The 16918-nt window shown below is 67.5% G+C and carries 18 protein-coding genes and 4 tRNA genes; 18 read left to right on the top strand and 4 right to left on the bottom strand.

Translation table 11 applies throughout. From position 1 onward, the window contains the following. The first annotated feature begins 142 nt into the window (after positions 1-142). Genes H7347_RS05775 through H7347_RS05750 form a run of 6 tightly spaced genes read left to right on the top strand, consistent with a single transcriptional unit; the run spans position 143 to position 5510 of the window. Complete coding sequence (locus H7347_RS05775) at positions 143-1129, top strand: o-succinylbenzoate synthase (protein WP_152822095.1); 987 nt, start codon at positions 143-145, stop codon at positions 1127-1129. Positions 1130-1134: 5 nt separating this feature from the next. Next, positions 1135-1635 (top strand): hypothetical protein, encoded by a 501-nt coding sequence (locus tag H7347_RS05770; RefSeq protein ID WP_152822093.1) that lies wholly within the window; start codon positions 1135-1137, stop codon positions 1633-1635. After that, positions 1632-3266, top strand: coding sequence for a 2-succinyl-5-enolpyruvyl-6-hydroxy-3-cyclohexene-1-carboxylic-acid synthase (gene menD, locus H7347_RS05765; protein WP_186337300.1), 1635 nt, complete (start codon positions 1632-1634; stop codon positions 3264-3266). Before H7347_RS05770 ends, menD begins: the two co-directional genes overlap by 4 nt. Next, positions 3263-3679, top strand: coding sequence for a DUF3592 domain-containing protein (locus H7347_RS05760; protein ID WP_152822091.1), 417 nt, complete (start codon positions 3263-3265; stop codon positions 3677-3679). Before menD ends, H7347_RS05760 begins: the two co-directional genes overlap by 4 nt. Continuing rightward, a complete protein-coding gene (locus H7347_RS05755; protein ID WP_152822089.1) occupies positions 3679-4809 on the top strand; it encodes a glycosyltransferase family 1 protein in 1131 nt (376 codons plus the stop codon). Before H7347_RS05760 ends, H7347_RS05755 begins: the two co-directional genes overlap by 1 nt. A gap of 11 nt (positions 4810-4820) precedes the next feature. Continuing rightward, complete coding sequence (locus H7347_RS05750) at positions 4821-5510, top strand: demethylmenaquinone methyltransferase (RefSeq protein ID WP_186337299.1); 690 nt, start codon at positions 4821-4823, stop codon at positions 5508-5510. Here H7347_RS05750 and H7347_RS05745 read toward each other — a convergent pair. Further along, the gene (locus H7347_RS05745) at positions 5507-6748 is read right to left on the bottom strand and encodes a geranylgeranyl reductase family protein (protein WP_186337298.1); all 1242 of its coding nucleotides are present in this window, start codon (positions 6746-6748) and stop codon (positions 5507-5509) included. The two genes, H7347_RS05750 and H7347_RS05745, sit on opposite strands and share 4 nt — an antisense overlap. 118 nt (positions 6749-6866) lie before the next feature. Here H7347_RS05745 and H7347_RS05740 point away from each other — a divergent pair, with 118 nt between their 5' ends. The 9 genes from H7347_RS05740 (at position 6867) to rplA (ending at position 11470) form a co-directional block, all read left to right on the top strand. Continuing rightward, positions 6867-7889, top strand: a complete 1023-nt coding sequence (locus H7347_RS05740; protein WP_152822087.1) for a polyprenyl synthetase family protein — start codon at positions 6867-6869, stop codon at positions 7887-7889. Between the two features lie 83 nt (positions 7890-7972). Continuing rightward, a tRNA-Tyr gene (locus tag H7347_RS05735) sits at positions 7973-8054 on the top strand. Between the two features lie 224 nt (positions 8055-8278). Then, positions 8279-8351, top strand: a tRNA-Thr gene (locus H7347_RS05730). A 43-nt stretch (positions 8352-8394) separates the two neighbouring features. Continuing rightward, positions 8395-8466, top strand: a tRNA-Met gene (locus tag H7347_RS05725). A gap of 113 nt (positions 8467-8579) precedes the next feature. Continuing rightward, positions 8580-8655 (top strand) — tRNA-Trp (locus tag H7347_RS05720). 27 nt (positions 8656-8682) lie between these two features. Next, the gene (secE, locus tag H7347_RS05715) at positions 8683-9003 is read left to right on the top strand and encodes a preprotein translocase subunit SecE (RefSeq protein WP_186337297.1); all 321 of its coding nucleotides are present in this window, start codon (positions 8683-8685) and stop codon (positions 9001-9003) included. A gap of 176 nt (positions 9004-9179) precedes the next feature. Next, on the top strand, positions 9180-10025 hold the full coding sequence (gene nusG, locus H7347_RS05710) for a transcription termination/antitermination protein NusG (protein WP_186337296.1): 846 nt from the start codon (positions 9180-9182) through the stop codon (positions 10023-10025). 222 nt (positions 10026-10247) lie between these two features. Then, entirely contained in the window at positions 10248-10679 is a 432-nt protein-coding gene (gene rplK, locus H7347_RS05705; protein WP_018119277.1) for a 50S ribosomal protein L11, read from the top strand. Between the two features lie 83 nt (positions 10680-10762). Next, positions 10763-11470, top strand: coding sequence for a 50S ribosomal protein L1 (rplA, locus tag H7347_RS05700; RefSeq protein ID WP_152822085.1), 708 nt, complete (start codon positions 10763-10765; stop codon positions 11468-11470). A 203-nt stretch (positions 11471-11673) separates the two neighbouring features. Here the strand turns inward: rplA and H7347_RS05695 are convergent, their stop codons facing one another. The 3 genes from H7347_RS05695 to H7347_RS05685 form a co-directional block, all read right to left on the bottom strand. Continuing rightward, positions 11674-12405 carry an ATP-binding protein gene (locus H7347_RS05695; protein WP_186337295.1) on the bottom strand — a complete coding sequence of 244 codons (732 nt, stop codon included), beginning with the start codon at positions 12403-12405 and terminating at the stop codon, positions 11674-11676. Next, on the bottom strand, positions 12372-13151 hold the full coding sequence (locus H7347_RS05690; protein WP_186337294.1) for a helix-turn-helix domain-containing protein: 780 nt from the start codon (positions 13149-13151) through the stop codon (positions 12372-12374). The genes H7347_RS05695 and H7347_RS05690 overlap by 34 nt, the downstream gene beginning before the upstream one ends. Before the next feature lie 199 nt (positions 13152-13350). Beyond that, positions 13351-14313 (bottom strand): triacylglycerol lipase, encoded by a 963-nt coding sequence (locus H7347_RS05685; protein WP_152822080.1) that lies wholly within the window; start codon positions 14311-14313, stop codon positions 13351-13353. Positions 14314-14658: 345 nt separating this feature from the next. On the opposite strand from H7347_RS05685, the gene rplJ reads away from it, so the two are divergent. From rplJ to H7347_RS05670, 3 genes are all read left to right on the top strand, one after another. After that, the gene (gene rplJ, locus H7347_RS05680) at positions 14659-15174 is read left to right on the top strand and encodes a 50S ribosomal protein L10 (protein WP_152822078.1); all 516 of its coding nucleotides are present in this window, start codon (positions 14659-14661) and stop codon (positions 15172-15174) included. A gap of 75 nt (positions 15175-15249) precedes the next feature. Further along, the gene (gene rplL / locus H7347_RS05675) at positions 15250-15636 is read left to right on the top strand and encodes a 50S ribosomal protein L7/L12 (RefSeq protein WP_152822076.1); all 387 of its coding nucleotides are present in this window, start codon (positions 15250-15252) and stop codon (positions 15634-15636) included. Between the two features lie 140 nt (positions 15637-15776). Further along, entirely contained in the window at positions 15777-16778 is a 1002-nt protein-coding gene (locus tag H7347_RS05670; RefSeq protein ID WP_152822074.1) for a DUF3068 domain-containing protein, read from the top strand. The last annotated feature ends 140 nt before the right edge of the window (positions 16779-16918 follow it).

Genomic DNA, 16918 nt, shown 5'->3' with positions numbered 1-16918 from the left:
TCTCATGAGTTCTGGAACCCGGGTTGGGTATTTTCCTCACCTGTGTGTGACTGTTGGTGCTACCACCAGTAACCAAGCACTGAAAAAAGATCTTTTTCAGCCCAGTGGGAAACACGTGATTCCCAGCAGTAACATCACCCCCATGACCCCCTCGCCCTCCCTCGATGATCTCCTCGATAGAACCCACGTCGTTTCCTTGCCCATGCGGGCGCGCTTCCGTGGGATCACCACCCGGGAGGCGCTGCTCATCGAGGGGCCGCGCGGCTGGGGGGAGTGGGCCCCGTTCGTGGAGTATGCAGACGCGGAGGCTGCCACCTGGCTGGCCAGCGCCCTGGAATCCGCCTACGTGGGCTTGCCGCCGGCGGAACGGGACTTCGTGGAGGTCAACGCCACGGTTCCCGCCGTGGAGCCTCAGCGGGTGCCGGAGTTGTTGGCGCGCTATCCGGGGTGTCGCACGGTGAAGGTCAAGGTGGCAGAAAAGGGGCAGAGCCTGGCCGATGATATGGCCCGGGTGGCGGCGGTGCGCGAGGAGGTGCCTCGGGCGCGAATCAGGGTGGATGCGAACCGGGGGTGGTCCCTCGATCAGGCGGTGGCGGCCGCCCGTCACCTGGGGCCGCTGGACTATATGGAGCAGCCGTGCGCCACGGCCGAGGAACTAGCGGCCCTGCGGGAGATTCTGAAGAACAAGGGGATCGCCGTGCCGGTGGCGGCCGATGAGTCGATTCGCCGCGCGAGCGATCCGTTTCGCGTGGCGAAGCTCTGCGCGGCGGACGTGGCGGTGCTCAAGGTCGCGCCCCTGGGTGGGGTGCGGAGACTCGTAGGGATCGCCCGGAGGATGCGCGATCATGCGATAGCCACCACCGTCGCCAGCGCCCTGGACACGGCGGTGGGGATGAACGCCGGGTTGGTGGCCGCTGCGGCGCTGCCCGATCCCCAGGCCCCGGCCGGGTTGGCCACCCAGACTCTCTTCGTCGAGGACGTGGCGGAGCCTCGGCGCCTGGTCGGCGGGCGGCTGAGTACGGCCGTGGTGTCCCCGGAACCGGCGCGGCTGAGCGGCCTGGCGGCGGCGGGGGAACGCAGGCAGTGGTGGATCGAGCGCCTGGGGCGCTGCCTGGATCACCTACACTGACCCGTATGGACGATAATGAGACCCGCTATCTGGGTCCCGTGGGTGACCGGGGCGAGCAGGGGAATCAGGGCCACCCCGCCGCGCGGCCCCGCCAGCACTTTCCGGAGCAGCAGCGCTCCACCCAGCAGTATCACAATTACGCGGATGGGTACCCGCCGGAGTACGAGCAGGACGCCGGGGTGTCCCCGGAACCGAGGGGATCGCGGGGCGGCAGCGCGATGGCGGTCGCCGGGGTGATCGCCGCGATCCTGATTGCCGCCGGGGTCTTTTTCTTTCTGGGCCGCGCCGCAGGCGAGGGCCAGGTGGAGCGGGAGGTGGTGACGCAAACCCAGGTCTCCACGGTGACGGTGACGGAAACGGTGACCGAGGGGCCCGGGCTGCGGCTGCCGGAGTTGCCCAGCGGTATCCCCAGCATCCCCGAGGTGGAGGTGCCCTCGTGGTTGCAGGATCTCCTGGGAGGCTCCGCTCAGGGGGCCGATCCGCAGGACGGGGAGCCGCGGCTGTGAGCGCCCCCATCCTGGCCCGCGAGGTGGCCGCCGCGATCGCTTCCTACCTCACCGACGTGGTGCTATGCCCCGGTTCGCGCAACTCGGCTCTCACGCTGGCCCTGCTGGCCCGCCGCGACCTGCGGGTGCACGTGCGCATCGACGAGCGTGCCGCGGCCTTCCTGGCCCTGGGCATGGCGCGTCAGCAGCGCCGACCGGTGGCGGTGGTGATGACCTCGGGCACGGCCGTGGCCAATTGCCTGCCCGCGGTGATCGAGGCCGCGCAGTCCCACGTGCCCCTGGTGGTGCTCAGCGCCGATCGGCCCCGGGTGCTGGTGGGCACGGGGGCCAGCCAGACGATCGACCAGGTGGGCCTCTTTGGCTCCTATGCCCCCACCGTGCAGGTGGAGGGCCTCGACGACGTGAGCCGGATCCCGCGGGCCCTGGACCGCTGCCCCCAGGTGCACCTGAACGTGGCCTTCGATATCCCGCTGGTGCCGGATGCCCTGCCCACCCCGGAAGGACACGCCAGGATACCCCGCTGCCGCGCGCTCGCGGAGGTGGATCACGGCGAGGTGGAGGTAGATCTGAGCCGCCCCACCCTGGTGATCGCCGGTGACGAGGCCTGGGAGGTCGAGGAGCTCGCGGAGGTGCCCACCATCGCGGAACCTTCCGCGCCCGCGCCCTTTCACCCCGTGCACCCGCTGGCGGCGCACCTGCTGAGCGGCAGGATCGAGGGGCCGGTGGGCGAGCAGCGAAGGGAGCTGGTGACCAAGCCCGAGCAGGTGATCGTGGTGGGGCATCCCACCCTGCATCGCCCCGTGCTGGCCCTCCTGGAGGACCCCGAGGTGGAGGTCACGGTGCTCAGCCGCACGGACACGGTCACCGACCCGGGCCGCCACGCGCGCCGGGTGGCCAGCCGCGTCAAGGCAACGGGGAGCACCCCGCGGCGTTGGTACGCGATCACCCAGGCGGCCTCGGAGATGGGGGCGCAGGCGGTGCGCGAGGCGGTGGCCTCGTCGGACTACGGGCTCACTGGCCTGCACGTGGCGGCCGCCGTGGCCGATAGCGTGGCGATAGGCGATTGCCTGTTCTTGGCGGCTTCGAACGCGGTGCGGGATGCTTCCCTCGTGGGGCTGCCGTTTAGTGGCGTGGATACCCACACCCCTCGGGGCGCGGCGGGAATCGACGGCACCGTTTCGCAGGCGGTGGGGGTGGCCCTGGCGGCACAGTCGGCGGAACCGGAGGCGGTGCGAGCGCCGCGCACCGTGGCGCTGCTGGGCGATCTTGCCCTGCTGCACGACGCCGGGGGGATGCTCATCGGCCCCACGGAGCCGCGACCGGAAAACCTCACGCTGGTGGTGGCCAACGACGAAGGTGGCGGCATCTTCGAGACCCTGGAGGTGGGGGCGCCCGAGCTCCGCGAGGCCTTTGAACGCGGCTTTGGCACCCCGCACGGGGTCGGCATCGAGGACCTGTGCGCGGCCTACGGGGTGGATTATGCCCGAGCCGAGGACCTCTCGGGCCTCCTGGCGGCCCTGGACGAGGCCGAGGAGGCGGGGGGCCTGCGGCTGATCGAGGCGCGCACGCGGCGCGACACGCGCCGCGCCCTGCACGCCGACCTGGAGCGCGCGGTGCGGGTGGAGAAATGAGCCCACGCATGATCCATCGCGCCCGGCAGGCGGTGATCGCGGCCTACCTGTTGGCGCTGCTGGGATGCGCGGCCATGGTCCTGGGGTCGTGGCTTAATGATCGCGCCATCGAGGCCGATCCCGGCCGGGCGCTGGCCAAGGTCACCGGGGTCACGGCCTGGCGCACCGCGGTGGAATACCAAGACGAGCAAGGAATGTATCACCTCCCGGCCACCGGCCTGCTCTACCCCTCGGGGCTGGGCGAGGGGCAAAACGTGTGGGTCACCTATGCCCGCACCGACCCGGACCTGGTGAAGGTGGAGGGCCGGGCTTGGACGCTTTCGGTGGTGCCCGCGGCCTCGGTGGCGGTCACCGCCACGGCGGTGGCCGGCCTCGTGTGGTGGGGCGTCGGCAGAAAGCGCAGAGCGGATTGATGCGCATCGGCATCGTGGCGGAGTCTTTTCTCCCCAACGTCAACGGCGTGGTCAATTCCGTGCTCCGGGTGCTGGACTATGCCCGGGCCCGTGGGCACGAGGCTTTCGTCATCGCCCCGGGGGCGCGCGACTTCCAGGAAGAAATCCCCGATTACCTGGGCTTTCCCGTCTATCGGGTGCCCACCGTGATGGTGCCCCTGATCGATTCCCTCCCCGTGGGCGTGCCGGTTCCCGCCGTGGTGGAGATCCTTCGCCGCCACCGGCCGGATGTGGTGCACCTGGCCTCCCCCTTTGTCTTGGGGGCCGCCGGGGCATTCGCCGCCCGCAGGCTCGTCATCCCCGCGGTGGCGGTGTATCAGACGGACGTGGCGGGTTTTTCCACCCGCTATCGGCTCGGGGCCCTGGCGTCGGCCTCCTGGGCCTGGACCCGCGCCGTCCACAATGCCTGCCAGCGCACCTTGGCCCCGTCCTCCGCGACCATGGAGCAGCTGCGCGCCCACGGGATCGGGAACATTCACCGTTGGGGGCGGGGGGTGGACGCGCAGCGCTTCCACCCGGACAAGCGCTGCGTCGCGCTGCGCCGCCGCTGGGATCCCACGGGAAGCAAGAAGATCGTGGGTTTTGTGGGGCGCCTGGCCGCGGAAAAGGGCGTGCATCGCCTGGCGGGCCTGGATCGGCGGGCGGGCATCCAGCTCGTGATCGTGGGCGACGGCCCGGAGCGTGGCGCGCTGGAGCGGCTGCTGCCGGGTGCGGTGGTCACGGGGCAGCTCGGCGGCGAGGATCTCGCCCGGGCTTATGCCTGCCTGGACGTGTTCGTCCACCCCGGCGAGTTCGAGACCTTCTGCCAGGCGATCCAGGAGGCCCAGGCCTCCGGCGTGCCCACCATCGGCCCGCGCGCCGGGGGACCGAGGGATCTTATCGAGCAGGGGCGCAACGGGCTGCTCCTTGACGTTCCCACCTTCGCCCGCGAGCTTCCCGCCGCGGTGGACTGGGTGCTGGACGATTCCCGCCACGAGCTGCTGCGTCGGCAGTCCCGCGCGGGCGTGGCGGGGCGCACCTGGGAGGCGCAGTGCGAGCGGCTCCTCGGCCACTACCGGGAGGCCATCGGCGAGGCCCGGGGCCGGGTCTAGACTGGGGCGTTGTGGCTAAGGCATCACTGGAGAAAAAGCCCCTGGACGTCGCGGCGATGTTTGACGACGTGGGCGAGAACTACGACCTCACCAACACCGTCTTGTCCTTCGGGCAGGATCGGCGCTGGCGGCGGCGCACCAGGCGGCGTCTGGACCTCAAGCCGGGGGAGCGGGTACTCGACCTCGCCGCGGGCACGGCGGTGTCCACCGTGGAGTTGGCCAAGTCCGGAGCCTGGTGCGTGGCCTGCGATTTCTCCCCGGGAATGCTGGCCGCCGGGGCGCACCGCCCGGTGCCCAAGGTGGTGGGCGACGGCATGCACCTGCCTTTTGCCGATAACACCTTCGACGCGGTGACCATCTCCTACGGACTGCGCAACATCCACGATTTCCGCGCGGGCCTGCGCGAGATGGCCAGGGTGACCCGCCCGGGCGGGCGGCTGACCGTCAGCGAGTTCTCTACCCCTGTGGTGCCGGTGTTCGGCACGGTGTATAAGGAATACCTCATGCGCCTGCTGCCCGCCGTGGCGCGGGTGGTGTCCTCCAACCCGGAGGCCTACGAGTACCTGGCAGAGTCCATCCGCGCCTGGCCGGATCAGGAGGCCCTGGCCCGGGAGATCAATGCCAACGGCTGGCGGGAATGCGGCTGGCAAAACCTCACCCTGGGCATCGTGGCCCTGCACTCCGCGGTCAAGCCGGGCTAACCCCACAGAGGCCGACGCCCCGGACGCCGCGCGGCCACCCACCCGGCCCCGCGCCAGGCCCGGGCGATAAGATCGCGGTCCTCCTCGGTGACGAGGTTACCCATCAGCCGTGCCGCGGCGGGCATGAGCCGCGCCCCGAGCGGTCCGCGCAGGGCCAGCGGGCCCACGGCGGGCACCAGGCGTGGGTGGGTCAGCAGCCGGGCGGCGGCGCGGGCCAGGGCGAAGGCCTCGCCGTAGCGGGAACGCAGCAGCTCCGGCCAGGCGCGGCGGTAATCCGCGGTTCCCACGAGGGAAACCGCCAGCTCCGCAGTCTCCAGGGCGTAGTCGATCCCCTCCCCGTTGAGGGGATTGACGCAGGCGGCGGCGTCGCCAAGCAGCATCCAGTTGCGCCCGGCCACGTTGCTGACCGCGCCGCCCATGGGTAGCAGCGCGGAGGTGATGCGCTGCGGCGCGTCGAGGCCCCATTCCTCGCGGCGCTGATGGGCGTAGTGCTCCAGGAGTTTTTTGGTATTGACCTTGGCGCGCCGGGCGGTGGTGGACAGCGCGCCGCAGCCGAGATTGACCTCCCCGTTGCCGAGGGGGAAGATCCAGCCGTAGCCGGGCTGCGCGATCCCCTGCGGGTCGCGCAGCTCCAGGTGCGAGTGGATCCAGGGTTCCCGGTGGCGGGGGGTGCGACAGTAGGAGCGCGCGGCGATGCCGTAGACCTCCTCCTGGTGCCAGGCGCGCCCCAGTTGCTTGCCCAGGGGGGAGCGCACCCCGTCGGCCACCAGCACGGAGGCGGGGCGAAGGCGCTTGTCCTCGCCCTCGTGACGCACCACCACGGCGGAGAGGCGATCCCCGGTGAATTCCGGTCGCAGGGCCCGTGCCCCGTGCCACACGGTGGCGCCCGCCTGGCGTGCGGTGTCGAGCAGCAGATGGTCGAGTTCCACGCGCGGCATGGCGGAGCCCACCGCGCCGAAGGCCCCGTCCGGCCAGGGGGCGGTGACGGAGCCGCCGAAGCCGTGCAGCTTGAGCCCTCTGTTGCTGTAGCGGTCGAGAATTTCCGTGGCCAACCCCAGGCGACGCAGCTGGTGGATGGCCCGGGGGGTCAGCCCGTCCCCGCAGGTCTTGTCGCGGGGGAAGACGGTGGCGTCGATGAGCGTGGTCTCGAAGCCGCGGGCGGCGGCCCAGGTGGCCGCGGCGGAACCCGCGGGCCCCGCGCCGATGATGAGCAGGGAGGGGGAAAGAGCGGAACTCACACCCCGGAGTGTATCTGCGGGGGTGATTCCGCTACGGTTGAGTCCGAGTTACCGTTACTCTCCAGGATGGGTGCCACCTGGCCCGGAGATACAAATCACCTGCGAGGACACCGAAGACATGACCAAAGGGCGCGAGGCGGCAACGCCTGGGGTGGTGGCGGGATCGCTCAACCTCGGTGACGAGGCCCTCAACGAGCGCGTGGGGCGCGGCCTGAACCTGGTGGAGGAGACGCTCTATGAGCACCTGAGCCGGAGCGACGACATCCTGCGGGACAAGGTCATGCACCTGGTCAACGCCGGGGGGAAGCGCTTCCGCCCCATGTTTGCGCTCTTGGCCTCGGAATACGGCGAGCGTCCCATGAGCGAGGACGTGATCCGCGCGGCCGCGGTGGTGGAGATGACGCACCTGGCCACGCTGTATCACGACGACGTGATGGACGAGGCCGCCCGTCGGCGCGGGGTGGAGTCCGCCAACGCGCGCTGGGGCAACTCCGTGGCGATCCTGGCGGGCGATCACCTGCTGGCCCAGGCCTCCGGGATCATGGCGCAGTTGGGCACGGACACGGTCACACACTTTGCGGAGACCTTTGGCACCCTGGTCACCGGGCAGATGCGCGAGACCGTGGGCGCGCAGGGCGGCGACCCGATCGCGCACTACACCCGGGTGATCGAGGAAAAGACCGGGGTGCTCATCGCCTCCGCCGGCTACCTCGGGGCCCTGCACAGTGGGGCCAAGGAGGAATACGTGGCGGCCCTGCGCGGCTACGGGCACGCCATCGGCATGGTCTTCCAGATAGTCGATGACATCATCGACCTTTTCTCCACCCCGGAGGAATCCGGCAAGGTACGCGGCACCGATCTGCGCGAGGGGGTTTTCACGCTGCCGGTGCTCTACGCCCTTGGGGAGCGGGGCTCGGTGGGGGATCGCTTGCGCGAGATACTCACCGGGCCGGTGACCTCGGAGGAGGAGCTGAGCGAGGCGTTGGGGCTGTTGGAGCGCTCCGAGGGGCGAGCGCGGGCTGCCGCCGACGTCGCCGTTTGGGCCCAGCGCGCCCGGGAATACCTGGCGGTACTGCCGCAGGGCCCGGCCACGCGCGCCCTCGAGGCCCTGGTGGTCTACACCGCCGAGCGCCTGGGTTAGGTTCTTGTGCCCTGTGACCAGCCGATTTGGCCGCTATGGGTGGGATCGTAGTAAAGTATCCCCCGCACCGCACGGTGTGGTTTGCCAGGTTGCCCGAGCGGCCAAAGGGAGCGGACTGTAAATCCGCCGGCATTGCCTTCAGAAGTTCGAATCTTCTACCTGGCACCGTTCATCGCCCCCGCGATATCCTCTCAGAGGGAGGATATTGCGGGGGCGATGGCTATTTCTTGGGTCGCCGGAGGGGTGGTTCGGAGTGGGAGCGGCGGGCGCAAAATCGCGGTTGTCCTGGGGATTTGTGGTTGTCGGGGGTGCCAGGTTAATCTTTGTGAGGCTTCAACGGAGCGGCCCGGAAATCCTCAGGATGTTTCGTGGTGGTGAAGATGTGGCGCGCCCCCTTAGCTCAGTCGGCAGAGCGTTTCCATGGTAAGGAAAAGGTCAACAGTTCGATTCTGTTAGGGGGCTCTGTTGTTCTTTCCGGTGCCGTCAGGTGCGGGGAAGGATGCGCGGCGGTGTAGCTCAGTGGTAGAGCAAGCGACTCATAATCGCTGTGTCGCGAGTTCAATTCTCGCCATCGCTACTGGGACGAAGGGCCGGGCTTCGCGCCTGGCTTTCGTTCTAGATCCGGGAAGTGTCCGCCCGGTGCGGATGCCTCTGGTAGGGTGGTTCCTGCCGCGCGAGCGGTGAGAACAAAGGGGCGTGGCGCAATTGGTAGCGCAACGGTCTCCAAAACCGTAGGTTGCAGGTTCGAGTCCTGTCGCCCCTGCCATATACTTTTCAACTCTTAAGGAGTGCTGTGAGCGAGGATCGCGCAAACCAGTCGGAGGCCGTGCGGCCCACCGGTAAGCGTCAGCGCGCAGGTGCAACGACCACCACGTCCTCCTACGAGGCCCGCAGCTCCGCGACGCAGGGAGCCGAGGATACGAAGCCCGGCGGCGGGCCGCTGCGGTTCCTGCCCGAGGTGGGCGCGGAAATCAAGAAGGTTATCTGGCCCACGGCCTCCCAGATGGTCACCTACACCCTGGTGGTCTTCGCTTTCCTCATTGTGCTCACCGTCCTCGTTTCCAGCGTGGATTTTGTGGTGGGCCTGGGAGTTGAGAAGGTCCTTGCCCCGTAGTAGGGTATGGGTTTGAAAATACGTTAAAGAAGAATGATCCCGCCGTCCCGCCCGGGCGGCGGGATCATTCTGTGACCGCGGTGCCTGCGCCGGGCCGTCTCGCGCTGGCGCGCGGCGGGATAGGATGGGCACCGCATGCCGGCATCACGATGAGAGACACGACCCAGGAGCACACCATGAGCGAGGAATACACCTCCCAGCACGATTCCGAATCCCCCTTGTTTGCCGCCGCCCGGGAGGCGATCCAGGACTCCGTGGAGCCCGAGACCGTCGAGGAGCCCGCGGAGCAGGCCTCCATCGTGGAGACTCCCGCAGTAGAGGCTCCCGCGCAAGAAACCCCGGAGACCCCGGCGGTTGAGGCGGAAGAGGATGCCTCCGATGCGGAGTACCGCCGCCGCCTGCGCGAGTTCACCCGCGAGCTGAAGAAGAAGTCGGGCCAGTGGTATATCATCCAGTGCTACTCCGGGTACGAGAACAAGGTGAAGACCAACCTGGACATGCGCGTGCAGACCCTTGAGGTGGAGGACTCCATTTACGAGGTGGTGGTGCCGGTGGAGCAGGCCCTGGAGCTGCGCGACGGCAAGCGCAAGATGGTCAAGCGCAAGCTGTTACCGGGTTACGTGCTGGTGCGCATGGACATCAACGACCGCGCCTGGTCCGTGGTGCGCGAGACCCCGGGCGTGACGAGCTTCGTGGGCAACGAGGGCAACGCGACCCCGGTGCGTCACCGCGACGTGGCCAAGTTCCTCATGCCGCGCGCCGCCGTGGAGGGGGAGGCCACGGCCGCCGGCAACGAGGTGGAGCAGGTGGTGGCCATGCCCGAGGAGCAGGCCGCCCCGAAGCAGCAGATCGACTTCGAGGTGGGCGAGGCCGTCACCATCCTCACCGGGGCCCTGGCCTCCGTGTCCGCCACGATCTCCGATATCGACTACGAGACGGGCAAGCTGCAGGCCCTGGTGTCCATCTTCGGCCGTGAGACCCCCGTGGAGCTCACCGCGGATCAGGTGGAGAAGATCATCTAGCCCCGCTCGCCGCGACCCGCGGCATTTGGTGCCACGGCGGCGGCTCAATTAGACTGTTTCTTCGCGTGTGCCGACAACGGCTCGCGTAGGAAACGTATTCATCCCCGGTGGCCGGGTTACGCGGAGAAACAGCGCCATGCTGCGAGCGGGACCCGGCATCCGGACGGCGGTGCGGCGCGGCCGTCGAGCGCCCCCGCCGGTACCTAGGAAAGAGGGTCAGCGATGGCAAAGAAGAAGAAGGTCACCGGCTTTATCAAGCTCCAGATCGAGGCGGGTGCGGCTAACCCGGCTCCTCCCGTGGGTCCCGCCCTGGGTGCGCACGGCGTGAACATCATGGAGTTCTGCAAGGCCTACAATGCCGCCACCGAGAGCCAGCGCGGCAACGTGATCCCCGTAGAGATCACGGTGTACGAGGACCGCAGCTTCGACTTCAAGTTGAAGACCCCGCCGGCCGCCAAGCTGCTGCTCAAGGCCGCCGGCCTGCAGAAGGGCTCCGGCGTGCCGCACACCAATAAGGTGGGTTCGGTGACCATGGCTCAGGTCAAGGAGATCGCCGAGCAGAAGAAGCCGGATCTCAACGCCCGCGACATCGACGCCGCCGCCAAGATCATCGCCGGTACCGCCCGCTCCATGGGCATCACCGTCGAGGACTAATTTTTCCCGCAAGACCATTGTGGCAGGGCCAGCTTCGGCCCGTTCGACCGCAGGATCGCTATTCTTATAAGGATCTTTGAACTATGAGCAAGAAGTCTAAGGCCTTCCGCGCCGCCGCCGAGGCCGTGGATCAACGCCACCTCTACAGCCCGCTCCAGGCCGCCAAGCTGGTCAAGGAGACCTCGTCCAAGAATTTCGATGCCACCGTGGACGTCGCCGTGCGCCTGGGCGTGGACCCCCGCAAGGCCGACCAGCTGGTGCGCGGCACTGTGAGCCTGCCCAACGGCACCGGTAAGGCCGTGCGCGTGGTGGTCTTCGCGGAGGGCCCCAACGCCACCGCCGCCGAAGAAGCCGGCGCCGATGTGGTGGGTACCGCCGAGCTCATCGAGCGGATTCAGGGCGGCTGGACGGATTTCGACGCCGCCATCGCCACCCCGGATCAGATGGCCAAGGTCGGCCGCGTGGCCCGCGTGCTGGGCCCCCGCGGCCTCATGCCGAACCCCAAGACCGGCACCGTGACCACCGACGTGGCCAAGGCGGTCAAGGAAATCAAGGGCGGCAAGATCTCCTTCCGCGTGGACAAGGCCGCGAACCTGCACGCCGCGATCGGCAAGGCCTCCTTCACCGCGGAGCAGCTCGCACAGAACTACGGCGCGCTGATCGAGGAGCTCAACCGCCTCAAGCCCTCCTCCGCCAAGGGTATCTACATGAAGAAGATCACCCTTTCCTCCACGATGGGCCCCGGTGTGCCGGTGGATGCTTCCGTGCAGAAGAACTTCGACGCGGAGTAAAACTCTCGAGACCACCGCTTCCCCTGGGTCTGGATGACTATGGTTATCCCGCCCTGGGGGAGCGCTTTTCTGTTGGCGTGGTGCCGGAAGCAAGAAACGAGCAAGAAAAAGTTTCCGCAGCTAGAACACCAAAAAGGGGCGTGCGAAGGGGTACAAACCCGCCCGCGGAAGGATGCGAAGCAAGAAAACGCGGGGAACTGCCTCTACGCCCACGCGGGGATGTAGTGCATGGCCCGCGCCCCGGCGTGGGGATCACGGGGCCTAATCAGGTTCGCCGCGATGCAGTCCTTGAGGAGCCGGGAGACCTGTGAGGCCTGGCTATCCCTGAGCCCCAGCCTGGCGCGGATGGAGGAATTATTGACCACCCTGCCCTCCAGGAAGGCCAGGCAGGTGTGCTGGTACACGGCTTGGTGGCGCTCCTGCTGCGATAGAAGGGGGAAGGGGCGAAATGCGCTGAGGGTCACCGTGGTGGATCCGTTTGCTCGCACCAAGGCCGGCGGGAATTTCTCCGATTCCAGGGATTGCACGACTTTGTCCCACCCGCTGCCCCGTTGCTCAACGAACTGGGCTTGGCACAAGGCGGCGCCGAGCTTGGGATTACGGGTGGTGGAGGGGGCGTCGATGAATCGCTCGGGAGAGATCAAGGGGGTGCCCGGGTTGGTGACCTCGGCCCTGTCGGCAAAGACCTCCACCGTGAGAAACTTTCCGGTCTGCTCTAGATCCTGGTGCATGAGGGCATTGGCGTAGACCTCGCGGAAGGCGATGGTGGGCAGGGCGGGGATCTGCATCAGTCGGCCCGTCGAGGGGTCGAAGGATTCGCCTCCCGGGCGGATTGCGTCAAAGAGGGCGATGACCTTCCCGAAGCTGGAGGCAAAGCCCTCATCAAACTCCCATTGTCGCTTCAGCGTGGTGCGCGCGGTGGCATCAAAGTGCAAGATGCGGGAATGAATTGCTCTAGGGAGGGGAAGCGCGAGAGCGTGGTGGCGTACATCAGTGCGGACCAGGTGGGGATGGACCAGCCGTCCTCGTGGGTGTAGTTCACGGCTCCTGCCCTGAGCATGAGGTCGGGGAGTGCTGAGTCGCCGGTGTGGGGCAGCTCGGGGCGGTTGTTGAAGAACGCTTTTGCGCTGAGGAGGTCGAGGATCTCCGACTTTGCAACGCCGGTCATGGCGGGGGAGTCTTCGCGGGAAAACTGGTTGAGCTGACGCCATAGTGCCTGCTCGGACTCAGGGTAGTCGAGGAGATTCTTCGTGTAGCTTCCCAGCCGGAACCAACGCTTGCCCTCGTATGAGTACGGGGCGCGGGTTGGAGCCTCGATGCGGAGGAGAACGATGGGCTGCCCCTCCACGGTGATGGTCGAAAACTCCAGGATCGGGGTGGGGGAGATGACCCGGGTGAGCCACGGTTTCAGGTCTTCGTTGCCTTTACCCTTGGTTGTCTGCCAGTCGAAGGAGGTGCCCACGGGTTCGCGGGAGTCGCTGATTCCCCAGACGAGGTAGCCGGCCGGTTCCCCCTGGAGGCGGGCGGAATTGCCGAGTGCACAGACGTACTTGGCGATTTCCGGGCCTTCCCGAAGCTTATCGATCTTAAACTCCAGCCACGGTTGTTCGGTGGGGAGTTTAAGGAACCGCTGGAGGCGTCGGCGCAACGCGGCATCGGGGTTGGGGTCCGGTCGAGTCATAGAGATGGCCTGCCTTCGGTGAGCACGTGAGTCACGTATAGGTATGACCCGGCCGGAAGCAAGAAACGAGCAAGAAAAAGTTTCCGCAGCTAGACAGTCAAAAAGGGGCGTGTGAAGGGGCACAAACCCGCCCGTGGAAGGATGCGAAGCAAGAAAAACGCGGGGAGGTATCTCCCCGCGAGGCCGTTGCCTATTATTTTTATTTCTTCCTGCGTCGCCACTGCGGCAGCGCGCCGTAGCCGGGCAGCACGGTACCGCGAACGAGGGGGTGGGTGCTGCGGTAACCCCCGGTGACATCGAGTTCCTCCCGAATGAAGTCGATGACGCGGGGGGAGTACAGGATGGCCAGGTGATCGCTGAAGTCGCGCACCGCCCCCTCTTGCACCAGCACGTTGCGCACGGTGGCGCCCGGCCCCTGGTCGAGGAATTGGCGGCGCCAGGGGGTCACGATCTCGTCGAAGCGGGTGCACAGGGTGGTGTAACTGACCCCGGGCACGGTATCGCCCAGGCGGTTGATGTGGCGCATGGTCTCGGAGTCCACGAGCTGATCCAGAGCGGCGTCGCCAAGAATCCTCGTGAGGAGGGGGCGCAGGCCGGGCCAGCGCTTCTCGACCTTGAGCCCCAGGGAACCGAGGCCGGAGAGCGTGGTGCCGTGGTGGCTGGGGCTGATGGCGATGAGCTTGCGCACCCGGTTGCGGGTGGGATCCGCGGGATTAGCCCCGCCGGAGTCGGAAAGGTAGAGGCGGGCCTGGCTCATCCCTTGGGAGTGGGCGATGAGATCCACCTGCGCTGCCTCGGTACGCTCGAGGACTCGGCCGATAAAGGCGGCCACCTCGGGTTGGGCGTCGAGGATTGCCCGGGTGCCGTGGATCGCCCGGGGCCGCCCGGTCAGCGCGGAGGTGTCGCGCCCGTAATTGAAGGCAAAGACCCGGTGCCCGTCCTTGGCAAGCGCCGGGGCGATCTGCGACCAGGTGTTATAGCTGTTGAGCCAGGTGCCGTGGATGAGCACCACGGGTACCTGGCCCTCGACGAGAGGGGAGGCCCAGTCGTTGACGCCCTGGGGCATCCATTCCGGGTGGGCGAGGGAGCGTAGGAAGGCGGCGAGGAAGTTCGTGGAGGCGCGGACGCTATCGGGGGAGGAGACCTGGATGTGTGTTGGCATGGGAACACAATACAAAGGGATCGGACCGCTTCGGGGGCGTTTGGGGAAGGAAATACCGGGTAGGTTGTGTTCTCGGGTGTGGAGGGTGTACAGTTCCCGGAGAAGTTTGAATGGTCGCGCACTCGTGCGCGCCTAGCTCAAGTTTCACCGAAGACCGTCGGTTATCCGCGCCACGCGGATCGAAGGTTCCCGGCTTGCCGGGGCGACCCACGCAGGAGACACTTTCGAGCCACCGCCTTTCCCTGCGGGGAGGGCAGGCCCCTGTGCTTCCTGCACGGGGGCCTTTTTCGAGAGAGGTCTCCGGGCGGAAAACACGACACGTTTAAGAGGAAGGAGGCGAAGTACATGGCTAACCCGAAGAACCAGGCGGACCTCAAGGAACTGAAGACCTGCTTTGCCGAGGCGGACAGCGTGGTGCTCACCGAGTACCGCGGCCTGACCGTGGCGCAGACCACCGAGCTGCGCACGGCCCTGGGGGATGACGTCCAGTACTCCGTCGCCAAGAACACCCTTCTGAAGCTGGCCGCCAAGGACAGCGGCATCGAGGGACTCGACGATTACCTGACCGGCCCCACCGCCATCGCCTTCATTAAGGGCGAGGCGGTGGACGCCGCCAAGGCGATGAAGAAGTTTGCCGAGGATAACAAGGCCTTCATCGTCAAGGGTGGCTACATGGACGGCGCCGCTTTGACCCCGGAGCAGGTGCAGGCCATCGCCGATCTGGACAACCGCGAGACCACGCTGGCAAAGCTGGCTGGTGCCATGAAGGGTAGTTTGGCCAAGGCCGCAGGCCTGTTCAACGCCCCCGCTTCCCAGGTGGCGCGCCTCGCGAGCGCGCTGCAGGAGAAGAAGGAAGCCTAAGACACCGCGCATTCCCGCGCACCCCCTACCCACACCGCGAGCCGCAGCGGCTCGCACAATAGAAAGGATGCCATCATGGCTAAGCTTTCCAAGGACGAGCTGATCGAGGCCTTCAAGGAGATGACCCTGATCGAGCTCTCCGAGTTCGTCAAGGAGTTCGAAGAGGTCTTCGACGTCACCGCCGCCGCCCCCGTGGCCGTGGCCGCCGCCGGCGCCCCCGCCGAGGGCGCTGCCGCCGCCGAGGAGAAGGACGAGTTCGACGTCGTGCTCGAGGACGCCGGCGCCAAGAAGATCGGCGTGATCAAGGCCGTGCGCGAGATCGTTTCCGGCCTGGGCCTGAAGGAGGCCAAGGAGCTGGTGGAGTCCGCTCCCAAGGCGATCCTCGAGGGCGCGAACAAGGACGACGCCGAGGCCGCCAAGGCCAAGCTGGAGGATGCTGGCGCCAAGGTCTCCCTCAAGTAATCCCTCGGGATTGCTGCGCCCGGTTCCCGCCACGGCGGGGCCGGGTTTTTCGTGTGCGAGCGGGAGGTGTGACGCATTCCTCGCCCGGGAGGTTTCCCTCATCCGCGGTGCGTCGCGTCATCGCGGGTAACATCGCGGTCATGCTTCCTACCTCCCGGGTGATCTCCGTGCTTCTTATGGGTCTGGGGGCGGCGCTTGCGGTCGTGAGCCTGCTCGCCCCGCGCCTGATCGACCGGGATGCCCGCCTGCCCCTCGACGTGGGGGAGCTGACCTGGACGCTGCGCGACGAATCCGCGCGGTCCATGGTGGTGGCCGATCCGCAGCGCCCGGTGGTCACTACCCCCGTGGTGCGGCAGATGCACGTGACGCTGGAGGAGCCCTCCACCCGAGATCAGGTCATGGTGCGGGTGGGCACCAGCCAGCTGCGGGAGAGCCGCCAGGAGGAGGCGGATCGGTTGATCTCTGCGCAGGTGTGGAGCTACGGGATGGATCGCACCACGGGGGCGGCCACGGGGCCCGCGGTGCTCAGCCAGCAGCTCGCCAGCCCCACCACGGAGGTGGTCGCGCCGTGGCCGTGGTGGAAGTTCCCCTCCCTGGTGGAGCGGCGCTCCTACGAGGTCTTCGATGAGACCCTGCGCGCCGCCTTCCCCGCGGAGTTTCAGGGGGCGCAGGAGCGTGATGGGCGCGAGGTGTACCACTTCCGTCAGGTCATCGAGCCGACCAACGTGGCCCAGCGCTACCCGGGTGTGGTGAATACCACGCAGTGGGAGAACGCGGGGGAAGGCGCAGCTGAGCGCGGCTTTCTCTTTCACTCGGCCACCAGGGATTACTATGTGGATCGGGTTTCCGGCCTGGTGGTGGATGCCCACGAGCGGATCGATGATTACTATGGCACCGCAGACGGCGTCAGGCGGGAGCAGGTGCTTTCCTTCGACGGTGGCCTCGCGGAGGGTCAATCCGAGCGGTTGCTGGAGGCGGCCGGTCGGGTGACCGAGCGGGGGTACGTGGGGGCGTGGTCCTGGGCGGGGATCGTCGCGGGCGTCGCGCTCGTGGCGGCGGGGGCGCTGGGTGCCCTGCGTCCGGGGCCGCGGCGCGCCCGCTCCTCGTCCCGAGGGGTTGCGCGCCTCCCTGAAGTGGTATAGGCTGCTTCGTTGCGCTGGAATCCGTCTCCGGGGCGCCGAGTAACCTTGATCGGTTGGTGAGAAAAGCCAATTTGACAAGGTGATTTTGTGCTATCTGGGACGGGTGTCCACAGCAGTGACAATGCTAAAATTACCAGCGG

The sequence above is a fragment of the Corynebacterium sp. zg-331 genome, from assembly GCF_014267345.1.
Lineage (GTDB): Bacteria > Actinomycetota > Actinomycetes > Mycobacteriales > Mycobacteriaceae > Corynebacterium.
Note: the sequence above shows the minus strand (reverse complement) of the source record. Positions and strands in the feature narration are given on the sequence as shown.

Bases quoted from the DNA above. Each gene is read 5' to 3' on its own strand.
- rplA (WP_152822085.1), top strand. From the start codon at position 10,763: ATGAGCAAGAAGTCTAAGGCCTTCCGCGCCGCCGCCGAGGCCGTGGAT.
- rplK (WP_018119277.1), top strand. From the start codon at position 10,248: ATGGCAAAGAAGAAGAAGGTCACCGGCTTTATCAAGCTCCAGATCGAG.
- nusG (WP_186337296.1), top strand. From the start codon at position 9,180: ATGAGCGAGGAATACACCTCCCAGCACGATTCCGAATCCCCCTTGTTT.
- H7347_RS05760 (WP_152822091.1), top strand. From the start codon at position 3,263: ATGAGCCCACGCATGATCCATCGCGCCCGGCAGGCGGTGATCGCGGCC.
- H7347_RS05740 (WP_152822087.1), top strand. From the start codon at position 6,867: ATGACCAAAGGGCGCGAGGCGGCAACGCCTGGGGTGGTGGCGGGATCG.
- rplL (WP_152822076.1), top strand. From the start codon at position 15,250: ATGGCTAAGCTTTCCAAGGACGAGCTGATCGAGGCCTTCAAGGAGATG.
- H7347_RS05775 (WP_152822095.1), top strand. From the start codon at position 143: ATGACCCCCTCGCCCTCCCTCGATGATCTCCTCGATAGAACCCACGTC.
- H7347_RS05770 (WP_152822093.1), top strand. From the start codon at position 1,135: ATGGACGATAATGAGACCCGCTATCTGGGTCCCGTGGGTGACCGGGGC.
- H7347_RS05755 (WP_152822089.1), top strand. From the start codon at position 3,679: ATGCGCATCGGCATCGTGGCGGAGTCTTTTCTCCCCAACGTCAACGGC.
- H7347_RS05690 (WP_186337294.1), bottom strand. From the start codon at position 13,151: ATGACTCGACCGGACCCCAACCCCGATGCCGCGTTGCGCCGACGCCTC.
- H7347_RS05670 (WP_152822074.1), top strand. From the start codon at position 15,777: ATGCTTCCTACCTCCCGGGTGATCTCCGTGCTTCTTATGGGTCTGGGG.
- rplJ (WP_152822078.1), top strand. From the start codon at position 14,659: ATGGCTAACCCGAAGAACCAGGCGGACCTCAAGGAACTGAAGACCTGC.
- H7347_RS05685 (WP_152822080.1), bottom strand. From the start codon at position 14,313: ATGCCAACACACATCCAGGTCTCCTCCCCCGATAGCGTCCGCGCCTCC.